11 protein-coding genes are annotated in these 11,693 nt (G+C 34.3%); 2 read left to right on the top strand and 9 right to left on the bottom strand.

Translation table 11 applies throughout. From position 1 onward, the window contains the following. The 4 genes from H5993_RS08270 to H5993_RS08255 form a co-directional block, all read right to left on the bottom strand. A partial coding sequence (locus H5993_RS08270) for a DEAD/DEAH box helicase family protein (protein WP_204776995.1) occupies nucleotides 1-739 on the bottom strand: 739 nt, incomplete at its 3' end. Then, nucleotides 739-2,637 (bottom strand): DNA methyltransferase, encoded by a 1,899-nt coding sequence (locus H5993_RS08265; RefSeq protein WP_204776994.1) that lies wholly within the window; start codon nucleotides 2,635-2,637, stop codon nucleotides 739-741. The genes H5993_RS08265 and H5993_RS08270, both read right to left, overlap by 1 nt. Nucleotide 2,638: 1 nt before the next feature. Next, a complete protein-coding gene (locus H5993_RS08260) occupies nucleotides 2,639-3,007 on the bottom strand; it encodes a DUF5388 domain-containing protein (protein WP_204776993.1) in 369 nt (122 codons plus the stop codon). Further along, nucleotides 3,007-3,894, bottom strand: coding sequence for a ParA family protein (locus H5993_RS08255; RefSeq protein ID WP_204776992.1), 888 nt, complete (start codon nucleotides 3,892-3,894; stop codon nucleotides 3,007-3,009). The genes H5993_RS08260 and H5993_RS08255 overlap by 1 nt, the downstream gene beginning before the upstream one ends. A 1,408-nt stretch (nucleotides 3,895-5,302) precedes the next feature. Here H5993_RS08255 and H5993_RS08250 point away from each other — a divergent pair. Beyond that, a complete protein-coding gene (locus tag H5993_RS08250) occupies nucleotides 5,303-5,623 on the top strand; it encodes a hypothetical protein (protein WP_204776991.1) in 321 nt (106 codons plus the stop codon). A 91-nt stretch (nucleotides 5,624-5,714) separates the two neighbouring features. Here H5993_RS08250 and H5993_RS08245 read toward each other — a convergent pair whose 3' ends face one another. The 3 genes from H5993_RS08245 to H5993_RS08235 all read right to left on the bottom strand — a co-directional run bounded on the left by H5993_RS08245 (nucleotide 5,715) and on the right by H5993_RS08235 (nucleotide 7,871). Then, nucleotides 5,715-6,212 (bottom strand): hypothetical protein, encoded by a 498-nt coding sequence (locus H5993_RS08245; protein WP_204776990.1) that lies wholly within the window; start codon nucleotides 6,210-6,212, stop codon nucleotides 5,715-5,717. Continuing rightward, complete coding sequence (locus tag H5993_RS08240; protein ID WP_204776989.1) at nucleotides 6,181-6,852, bottom strand: recombinase family protein; 672 nt, start codon at nucleotides 6,850-6,852, stop codon at nucleotides 6,181-6,183. The genes H5993_RS08245 and H5993_RS08240 overlap by 32 nt, the downstream gene beginning before the upstream one ends. 158 nt (nucleotides 6,853-7,010) lie before the next feature. Beyond that, nucleotides 7,011-7,871: a rolling circle replication-associated protein gene (locus tag H5993_RS08235; RefSeq protein WP_204776988.1), complete on the bottom strand. Its 861-nt coding sequence runs from the start codon at nucleotides 7,869-7,871 to the stop codon at nucleotides 7,011-7,013. 362 nt (nucleotides 7,872-8,233) lie between these two features. On the opposite strand from H5993_RS08235, the gene H5993_RS08230 reads away from it, so the two are divergent. Continuing rightward, entirely contained in the window at nucleotides 8,234-8,635 is a 402-nt protein-coding gene (locus H5993_RS08230) for a hypothetical protein (RefSeq protein ID WP_204776987.1), read from the top strand. Between the two features lie 89 nt (nucleotides 8,636-8,724). Here H5993_RS08230 and H5993_RS08225 read toward each other — a convergent pair whose 3' ends face one another. Together H5993_RS08225 and H5993_RS08220 are read right to left on the bottom strand one after the other, a co-directional pair. Continuing rightward, nucleotides 8,725-9,300, bottom strand: coding sequence for a recombinase family protein (locus tag H5993_RS08225; RefSeq protein WP_204776986.1), 576 nt, complete (start codon nucleotides 9,298-9,300; stop codon nucleotides 8,725-8,727). A gap of 409 nt (nucleotides 9,301-9,709) precedes the next feature. Next, a partial coding sequence (locus H5993_RS08220) for a restriction endonuclease subunit R (protein WP_204776985.1) occupies nucleotides 9,710-11,693 on the bottom strand: 1,984 nt, incomplete at its 5' end.

Raw genomic sequence — 11,693 nt, 5'->3', positions numbered from 1 at the left:
TTTCTGGATTGTGTAGATCTATTGTTGCAGTGAATTCTAGTTGAAGATTCTTGGTATTTAAGCCACGGATATGATCAAGTAGTCGTTCCCAGTTACGACTATCTTGATTTTTTTGTTTGGAACGAGTTCCAACGTTGAAATGGTGTGCCTCATCAGCTAAGATAACTACTTTATGTTGAGCCAGTGATTCTTCAGTAATTTCATTTTCGTGCGGAGTATAAATGTCATTGGAAAGTTGCTGAATTCCGGTGAATTTCATATAGATAATATCTGGGTCTAGCTCTGCTGGAAATGTATTAACTGCCTTAATAGTAACTTGACTACCGTCGATAGATATCGGATTATTAAAAAGATATTTTGGTGAGGTAGTATTAATGAAATTATCCAATGTTTTATTAACGACTGCTGTAGTATGTGTAGTAAACAAGAAACATTGGTAATGAAATTCATGATATAGATACAAAACAGTTGCAGCCATGATATCAGTTTTTCCCGATCCAGTAGCCATATAGAACATTAATTGATTATATAGGGTATCAGCAGCTTGCATATGGCGAACCATATCTAAATTTTGGATAGCACCAATTTGATAAGAGCGCAAAGAATGCCTCATATTATCGCTAATATACAATGGTAAGTAGTTCATATGTGATAGTTGCGACGATTGAATCGTTGGATTTTGAAGAGCATTCAACAGCTTTAACTCTATTTTCTCTGGTTTTCTTTTCTTGATTACCATTATTTAGCCCCATTTCCATAAAAACTCTTGTTAAATTGGTAGTCGGAATCAGAGAGAAGGTCACGAATATTTGCATCGTCAATATTTGCTTCATTAAAGTAAAGTTGATTTTTGTTCAACATTTTTAGCAGAAGGTTCTTTTGCTCATTAAATGAAAGCTTTTTTCGTGCAGAGTCATTCTCGTATTTTTTAAGATCAACACGGAAGTCATAATCAGCACCTTGCTTCATACGTTGATAAACTGAATCAAGTTCATCTAATGTGGTGGCCTTCTGCAAATCTTTAAGGTAACCCATGTTTTTTTCCATTAATTCAGCATAAATGAAGGAACCACCACCTTGCCAATTAACATTCTTAGAAATGCCACCTTGTTCACCGGCAATGACCTTTTGTAATCTAGGGACGGAAACCGTATTGATATAATCCATTTGTTCGATTCCTATGAAACGTCGATGCATTTTCATAGCGACAGCTTGGGTCGTGGCAGATCCCATAAAGAAATCAAGGACAAGATCGTTTTCGTTGGAACCAAGTGTAAGGATTCTTGATATAAGTCTTTCGGGCTTAGGTGTACCAAAGACATCTTTCCCGTTAAATAATTTTTTGATTTCTCGTTTAGCATCCTGATTGTGGCCAACTTCCTGATAAGTCCACAATGTTTGTGCCACAACTCCTTTTACGTTAGAAAGGTAACGTTTAAGACGTGGGACATTATTACCATCTTTACCAAACCAAATTTTATTGTCGTTTATCATTTCTTTAAGTTTATCCTTAGGATACAGCCAACTTCGTCCATCAGGTGGTAATACTTTTCGACCTGATGGAGTGGTTATTTCATATATATTTTCTTTAACGGCAGGTCCTACAGATAGATTGTCAGATTGCCAAGGACCTCTTGGATCGTTATCAGGATTTTTGTATCTACTATTTGCCTCTTGCGAGCGTGGAAGCCTATTTAGTTCTTTTTCAGAGCTATTGTTTTTTGCATAAACTTGAATGTAATCATGGCTTTTAGAGAAAGTCTTTTTAAGGTTAATTGGTGCATATGCACGTTGCCAAACAATTTCGTTTAAGAAGTTTTGACGGCCAAAAATCGAATCAGCTAAAACTTTTAAATAGTGACTTTCGTTATCGTCAATAGAAATCCAGATAGTTCCATTGTCGGCTAATAGTTGCCATGCAATTTCCAACCTAGATTTCATAAATGTTAACCATGCGGCATGTGTAAAGTTATCGTTATAATCAAAATCTTTTGTAGTATTGTATGGGGGATCTAAGTAGATTAGCTTTACTTTTCCAGCAAATTTATTTTTGATGCTATGTAGTGCAATTAAATTGTTGCCCTTAATAATCAGATTATCATCATTATTAAAAGAGGTAGCTTTTTGTTCCCCGTTTTTGTCATATCGCTTAGCATTAACTAACACTTTAGGTTCAAATAATTCGCTAATTTCAGAATAAGCAAGTGTCTCATTTAAGAACGGCTCATCAACACCAACTTCTTGATCTGCATCTTCCTTATTCATGCTTGCTTTTAATACAGTATCTTTATATGGAAAGTCTAACACTACATCATCTGAATCGTTAATAAACCTATTGTCAACGGTCAAACCAATTCGATTAGAGTATTTGGTAAAACTATCTTGCCAGAATTCTTTGTATTCAAAAACATCAATAAATTTATTTAGTTCGAAAACAACAGTATCAGCAATCTTTTTAGTATATTGATCATGAATCATCTTGTTTGCTAGCAAAGCAGACATTAAATCTTTATCGTAATGATCCAAATCTTCAATCACTTTATTGCGTTTCAGTGTACCATTTGTATCTATATATTTATTGCCAAAATGGGATAAGACAGATCGAACTACTTGCATTATTTTAGTTTCAACTTGCATTTCACTTATTCTCCTTCTTTTCAAACATCTCAAGCCATAGTTCATACCCTCGCTTCTCGTCTGAGGTGAGTGAGTTAATGACCCGGTCAAGTGCCTGATCGACTGTTTCGTCTTGTGTTTTGATGCCTAATGCATTTTCTAAGGCATTAATTTTGATTACGGTGCTTTGCATTAAGCGAACAGTGGTATAGTTTTTCCGTCCGGTTTTTGGGCGACCTCGACGCTTTTTTGGCTTTTCTTCTTTAATGTCATGTTCAACTTCATTAGTGATTGCAATTGGGTCATATGTTTCTTTGGGCTTTGAAATTTTAGTCTCGCTGATTGGACGGGGCTTTTTCTTTTCATTCTTTTTGAATTCAAACTTAGCCATTATTTGATTTCAACTCCCTTATCCTTCAGGCGTTTAACAATTTCATTAGTCAGTTGCTTGTAAATATAGTGTAAGCGGGTATCGTGCATGTCGTATGGTGTTAGGCCTTTTTCTGCAATCCCGGTTCGGTCGTAGCGCTTCAAACGTTCCATATGTCGGATAATCTGTTTGAATAACATATCTTTACCAAAATCTTCTTCTGCATCGTGTAAGATTTGGCTGTCCAGTCCAGCGTTATTCTTCAACAAGACTGCCAATACACCGAGAATATCGATATCAACGGCAGCGTAGTCGTTATACATTTGCTGTAGATATTCAAAGAAGGTTTCCGCCCCATCTAGTGACCGTTGTTGTGTTTGCAGAACGATAATAACGTAATCGGTAGCATAGATTGCAGAGTCAGTAAAGACAGATAGTGTCGGTGGTACATCGATAATAATAAAGTCGTACTGGTCTCTTACCTTATCTAATTGCTTAGCAAAGTAGGAAATGCGTTGTTCCTTGATACGGCTCATTTCGCTTTGGAGTGTTGTGCCGTTTCTTGCCTGAATCTTTTCCTTATCCGGCATATACTTCATTTCAAGGAAGTCAGGGTAGCTTTTGAAGTCCTCACTTGATGGTAACAAGTAAAGATTATCCATGATGTTCACAATGGCAGAATTAATATTTTCTTCTGTCAGTGCTACCATCATTGTTTTTTCAATAGAAAGGTCTTTCTCATTTTGAAGGTTATATGTTCGGCGCAACAGTTGAGTAGCGTTTGCTTGAGGATCAAGGTCACAGACTAGTGTTTTATAACCTTGACGTGCGAGCTGATAAGCAGTCATAACAGAGTTAGTTGTTTTACCGACTCCGCCTTTCATATTTCCGTACAGTATAGCTGGCATTTTCTACATGCTCCTTTCGCAATATGATTCATCATTAGTTTACTACAACAGGTAAGACATCACTATCTTTTTTTGTAGTAACAAAAATGAAATATGATAATATCATTGCTATCACGTTAAATAATTAATTGTAGTAAATTATATTTTTACTACAACAAGCAAGAAAAAAAACAAAAGGATCACATGACAAAAGCACATTTTGAGATATGACCTATTCAAAAAATTTTTTCATTTTCGAATTAATTGTAGTACGTTATATATTTACTGCAATTATATATTGTAGTAAACTAATTAATTTTTAAAATTTAAAAATGTTGCTATATCAGCGTTTATCGATGTAGTAAATATATAATCGTAGTAAATATATAACTGTAGTATATTATATATTTACTACAATTATATATTTACTACGATGTATAACGTACTACAGCAAATTCGAAAGGGTTTACATTCATGCCGGATTAGCGTATCTTAATAGGTGAAATAGTTTTGGCGAACTACTTCACTAACTAAATAAACTAGAGTAAAGAAAAAGCCCGCTGAAGTATTGGCGTACTTCAACGAGCTACCGATTAACTAACGGAACTAGTTAATTCGGGGTTGTCATTTCTATCTATAGGTAAATTATAGAAAGGAATGACGAGAAATTCAAGTAATTAAGGCTAGAATTGAAAACCCGAAGAAGGCAAGAAGCGTGTAGCTAATCGGCTACACGCTTTTTCTTTTGGTTCACGACCGTTAAACTCAAAAGCAGTGACTCTGCACCGTGGTAGTATCCCGAAAGCGTCCGTGGATCTGGAGACGCGCCAGACCCGTAGTTAACATCATAGGTATGCTAAACCATGCCCTTATCGCACGGGGCAAAAGACGCGGCTTGGAAGCCTAGAAAATGCATCAGACGACCCTTAGCATTGTTTAGTGAGTCTTTTTGGTTCATCACAGTAATGCCTTCTTAATTTGAAGGTTAAATAGTCAGAAAAGAACCTGCCCGCCTAACAGGGTAATGGCTGTAAAGCAAGAGAGGAGTGCTAGAGGGACAAGGGCTGGGTGAGTTTGAACCGTCTGCATTGCGATCATTAATGAGCTTAGTAGCTTGATTACTAAGTTGATTAATGATTGCGATGGATCTATTGAGAGTAGAGTTCTCTTGAGATTTTTTGCCACTGATAGGCATGATCTCAAGAGAGCAAGGCTGCGCAAGCAGAGCTTGCTTCCTTTGTTGGAGTTAAGGTTAAGTAGGTAGTTTTTATAGTATTACTTGTGTTTAGTTTATTTAGGTTAGAAATGCTATTAGTGAAGTTTCAAGTGTAAGTGCTTGAAACTTTTTTTATTTTAAATAATTATTTTTCTTAGAACTTATATGAGGGTTAGGTTAACTAGTTTGGTTAGTTAGGAAAGGATGAGATTGATGATATTTCATGACCTTCATATTGAATATTCTGTTACTGTTGAATCATTTAAACAGAATGTTCATTATGTTATTGAACAGAGTAAAAGGCGTAAGATGCCTGTACAAATTATGGATCGTAACACTTGTGTAGCATTATTGTTTACTGATGATGCTTTTAATAAGTGGCAAACTAAGATTGATCAGCTTGAGAAACGGGATCAGGAATTCTTGAAAGAAAACAAGCAGCTGCGGAAAAAGGTTGTTCAATTAGAAGTAGAAAATGATAAGCTTCAAACAGTAAGTGATCATATTAAGGATATTAGAGACACGTTGTATTAATTTTCTACTAATGAAGTGGTAAGTATAGAAAAAACAGGTATTACTAAAATCAAATTTTGGTAATACCTGTTTTTCTATTTGCTGTTCTTTATTAGTCTTGTTGCGCTTTACGATATTTTTCCATTTCTTTGTGGCAATAGTTAATAGCTCTTGCATTGTCAATACCTGTTCGATCGTAGATATTTTTGGGAAGAGAAGTATATCCGTAATAATCGCATAGATTATCAATTGTATCTTCTTCATCGCCAAGGACCCTGAAATCATCGGCAACGTCAATAATTTCCTTATTAGATAAAGATATACCTTGCTTGCTTAAGAAAAAGGTAGATGAATAAAAGGTAACTAGGCTATGTGACTGGTTAAAGATTGATTGTATTTCTTTTTTATAATTATCGAACACGTGTTCTTTGTACGTGTTTTCAGGTTTTATGCCGTTGATGTTACTATCCCAGTAGTCTACTAGTTTTGTATTAAATGTATGATTAAATAGGACTTTATTGTTAATATCAATAATTGTCAGCCTGACTATTTCGTCTAACACTGCGGGCCCAGTTAAGTCAATCCAATATATTAATTCGTTGTATTTCATGGTTATCACCTCGGTCAGTATCATAACTCTGAACAGTGGTATGATGCTGATTCTTATTCGTAATTTGCTTTTTAATTCGGTAAAGGGTGGATCTCGAGAGATGAAATTTGCTCTGTGTTTCATTGTAAGTGTGAAATTGCAAGTACTCATATGCTTGAAGATACTGTGGTGTGATAATGCGCTTATTGCGCCCACCTGTATTTAATGTAGACTGATATTTTTTCTTTTTAATTGCTTTGAGAGTACTTTTTTTTCGCAAATAATTGACATAATCAAGGTGTGCTAACTGTGATGCTATAATCCAGTCACTTGAGTCACTATCGTCACTTAATTCCATGTCACTAGATCGGATAATAATGCCTGTGTCTTCTACCATATACATTAAATGGCATAACTCACGTATGTTTGAGTAAAGGTTAGTCAAGCTGGGTACAACTAGAATATCGCCTTCTTTTGCAGTGCTTGTGAGGAACTTACGTAATTGATAACGATCTTTATTATGATTGTTTCTAAAAACATCTGCGAAACAGTGATCGTAAGGGATTCCCATTTTCAATAAAATTGTAGCCTGATGTTCAAAGTCATCTTCCTTGCTGATACTATCTTTTAAGAAACCTGAAGTATAACCGTATTTAGTCATATATTGTCACTTCCTCATTTAAGTCTGGTGTACAAATATTCTAAGAAAAAAAGCTTATTCAGCTCTAAGAATAAAGCTGAATAAGCTAGTTACAACTATGTAGTAGTTAAAATAATATATTTAGCTGGATTAACTTAGTACATTATTTTAGTCAGGAATTAGACTAATTCTTGGTTTTGATAATCAAATCGATTAACAATTTCTCCATCGATAATAATAGTTTTTGAACCTTCATTTATAGTTTTACCAGGATGTTTTTGTTTGATTTCTCCATAGATACCTTTTTTGAATTTTGGAGTTTTAATCCCTCGGGACGTGCTAAATAAATCAGTACCACTAACGTAATATCTTAATCGCCTCTTTTTTGATGAGCGTTTCTTTTCCAATTCTTCTTCACTATCGGTGTGTTCAGGTGCATTTAGAAAGCCGGCAAAGTATTTAGCAGCCTTGTCACCATCGCGGTTAGAATATGATGTTATAGTAACCTTTCCCTTTTGCCATAATTTATTCAAGTCTTCTACGGGAATCCAAGCAATACCGAATAAAAGTAAGTGAATATGCCATCTTGGCTTTTCGTTATAAGTTTCATCATAAGGTTCATTTATTCTTATGTATTCATAATGAAAAGAAGGATGTGCTTTTTTTATATAGCGTTTAAGACGTTTCATGAATCGATCAAAGTCGTGGCTTAATTCATTTAAATTAGTTTGAGGTTTTTTGTAGCCCAGCGTAATCATCACACTGCTTTTGAAAGCATCAACATATTTTTCGACAGTGTAGAATAAGTTGCGATAGGAGCGAATAAGTGATTGCTGATTTTGAATTTTTAGATTTGACTTTTTAACGTTTTGAATAAGTTCACCAGTGTCTTTGTTGTAATATACCCCATCACTTTTTTTAATAATATGGGACTTATGAGCTGTGAAACCATTTTTTCTATAGTGAATATGATTCTTAGTTACTAAGTAAAAGACTTGGTCTGAATCTTTAAAGTTAGTTTTTGTATTACTTTTTATCATTTTTATCTCCTAAGACAGTGTAGTGTATAACCTTAAACACAAGATAAGACGATTTTTATTTTAATTATTTACTAATTTTAAATTCTTTATTGTATTATAACTCTTTTTAACGGTGAAATGTATACAATTATCAATTAATATAGCTAAGTTAGTGAAGTTATTACAACTAAGTTTGAAAGAAAAAATCAAAACATGACTATATTTTGAAGCTTGCTTAAAATCAAAATATAGTCATGTTTTGATAATCGGTGAAATGTGAATTTGATTGTTGTATAGTATTATGAAAATGTGACTATGTTTTAGCTCTGTTTAAAATCAAAATGTAGTCATGTTTTCACTTCAAATGAGAAGGAAGAATTAAAATGAATCATCGAAAAAAAGAAGATCAAAAAAGAACCTCTTATATTCGGGCATTGGTAACTAAAGATGAGCATAAAAAAATAAAAGATTTAGCTGATAGTAATGGAGAAGATGTTTCAGCATATATTCGCAATTCTATTAGATTTCGAAACCAAAGTAGACTAAGTGAAATATTGGCAATGAGTCAAAACGAAAAATCAAAAGGTAATTTTGATCAATTAACCCTAGAACCAATTTTAGACAGTTTAGAATCGATTCAAGATCAAATTAACGGCTTGGATGAAAATAAAGAAAAAGAATTTTATTGGGAATTGCTAGAATGGTTAAAGAACTTTATGAAAGATTCTAGGAAACGTAATTTGTTTAATGAACATAGTTACGAGATACCAGACGACCATGAGTAAGATTTTATCTTTAAATTAACAAAAGCCTGACTATGTTTTGATATCTCAAGTATAGTCAGGCTTTTTTATGTTGGTGAAAATAGTTATTTTTATTTACAAGGTTTTCCCATATAGTTACCAACGGTTCGCGGCGAAATGTTAAAAGCCTTTGCTGTTTCTTTTTGAGTATGAGTTTTGTAGTATTCTCGCATTGCATGCACCATTGCAGGGGTTAGACGCCTTTTGCGTCCTTCACGATATTTTGGATCAGTTTTTCGTTTATATGCCCTACCACCTTGCATACGATCTACAATCATATCTCTTTCAAACTCAGCAAATGAAGCCATAACATTCAACATCAATTTGCCCGTAGGAGTGCCTTTATCAAAAGTCATATTGCCTACAGTTACTGAGACTTGTTTTGCAGTTAGTTCATCAATTTCGTTTAAAATAATTCGCAAGGAACGGCCTAAGCGGTCTAGTTTAGTAACGAGGATTTCATCACCTGGCTTTACTTTCTTCATGAGTTTTAACCATTGGGGTCGGTCACTTTTGGTACCTGTCATTTTCTCGGCAAAAATATTGTCTCTATTAACCCCCTTAGCTACAATTTCATCGATTTGTTCTTGTAAGTCTTGTTTTAGTGTTGAAACACGTGCATAGCCATATCTTGTCATTTGTGTCATCTCATTTTTACTATTATATTATTGCTAGTTACTATTCCCATTATAGCGTAAGCAAAAAAACTAGCAAAATATTTTAACTTTTTGCTAGTTGCGTCCATGATATAATAAAAAAGTCGTTCGTCCCTCTGCCGTGATAGGAAGGGGGTGTTAGCTATGGACCTATTTAACGACATATTCTCGCTCGTTAGTTCGCTCATTGTAGTGTGGTTTGCCTGGTGGCTTAATCGCAGGCCATAACGAGTAATCGAACGGCAAAAGCCCACAAAAAAAGCCTCCAAGCTAGTGCAATAGCAAGGAGGCTTTTGTGTTAGATTGCTATGAACCTAACGACATATTCTCTACAATAATTATATCATGATTTGAATTATTTTCTACTGTAGATCCTTTTATTACTTAATGACCAATTTAACTACTTAAATTCCAAAGAATTATCTTCATTTAATATATGTTTATCACGAAGCTCCTGAATAGTATGAAGTTTATCAGAGCTTACAAAGAATTTAACACCATATAGTTTTACCTTTTGATTTTCTCCTAAAATAACAACGTTATTAGGGTTTATTCTTTCTAATAATTCTTGTTTCCAATTATCTCTATTGAGTAGTTGCTCACCTTTTGGCTCCATATAAACCTGATAAATATAATCAGTATCTTCTAAGTAAAGAATAAAGTCAGGCATATAGCCAGCATAATGAGGAATATTGCTACCAAAATCATGAAGCTTAAAATTATCCGCCCGTTCGTCTATTCGAATAAGATAAGCATTTTTATATTGGTTCTTTAATGCAGGCATAATTGAGTTTATTCGGTCGATAAATTTTTTTTCTGTAATATCTACAATAGCATTATCATAAACATACCAATTTTTACCATTCATTGGATTAGGAGTAATCCTAGCTGCTTTCGGATCGTTGAATGAATCGCTAACTCGTTTGGTATAGTCCTTAACAATCTCATTAACTGCTACTGGTAAGAACTCGTTTGTACCTTTTGAGCGCATAAAGTTCTTTACAATAGTTTGTTGTACGTAGAGCAAATAACGTTTAACGGCAATAAGTTTTTGTTGATTGGTTAATCTATTTACACCATTCGCTACACGTGCTTGAATAACCGCATGTCCAAGCCAATCATCATCTGTGATAAATTCTCGCATACTAGTAAGTGTTGGACAGTAATGTTTAAGAGTATTAAATCTGAAAAAACGTAAGCTTGAAATAGCCGCTTTGATCAATGCTCGATCTTTTCTATCATTAAATCGTGCTGCGTTGATTAATGTACTTGTAGAAAGATCGTTATGATCGACATCATCATACTTATGTTCACTAGTAGTGTCCTCTAGATCAATCACTGAACTACTACTTGTATCAATTCCATATTTTTTTATGGAATCATAATAGGTTGCAGGAACTGTAATAACTTTATTGTAATACACGTTACCATGGAGATATACGGAAGATTTCTTGAACGATGGCTTTACAGTAGCGGTATGAGTATGGTATTTAGTATCTTCGTTAACTGGAAGATTAATAGCATCTAATGACTTGCGAAGGTTTTCTAGGTATTTAGGATTGTTAATGGTGTGGTAGTACAAGCGCTCTAATAATTGAATTTCTGTTTTGCGATCATCAAATCTGCGAGTGTAAGACTTTTTATCCTTATAGACAAACGGATTGTATCGAGCTCCACGACCTATAAGCTGAGCTTCGGCATTAGTATCCTTAGGATTAATATTTTTTTCACCGATTCGTACAATATCGTAAAGGTTAAGCACGTCCCAACCTTCACTTAACTTAGCAACAGCAAATACTGCACGAATAGCATTAGTTTCCAAGGTATTTAATTTGTGAGCAACGCTCTCATCGTCTAGAATATCTTTTGATCCTGAGTCATTAGCACTAACTACATTAAAGCTTCGGAAATCATTTTTAAGTTCCGAAACTGTATGTGCGAAGTCCTGCTTGAGCCAATACTTATAAGCTAAATCTAGAGCTTCACTTTGAGTAGATTCTTGCTGAGATTGGACAAAATCATGTAATGACTCCGCTGTTAGGTTATCAATTATGTCGTGAAATTTCTTCTTGGTACTATTAGACATTGCTACCGTATTTGATTTGAATAGAATGACTGGTTTAAAATCAGGAATTTTCAAATTTTGTGCTATTCGTTTTCTATACTGAGATAGTAAGACTGCGTTCAGTATTTTAGATTCATTAGAGTTATTAGCCTGCAAACGAAATACCTGTTTGGAGTAGCCGTCATTAATAAATTTACCGAGGTCGTACTGAGCAATGATCTTATTTTGATACTTTTGGTATATTTCTGGATTGTGTAGATCTATTGTTGCAGTGAATTCTAGTTGAAGATTCTTGGTATTTAAGCCACGGATATGATCA

The sequence above is a fragment of the Limosilactobacillus alvi genome (assembly GCF_016900115.1).
Lineage (GTDB): Bacteria > Bacillota > Bacilli > Lactobacillales > Lactobacillaceae > Limosilactobacillus > Limosilactobacillus alvi.
The sequence above is the reverse complement of the archived record's forward strand: the minus strand, read 5'-3'. Positions and strand labels throughout refer to the sequence as shown.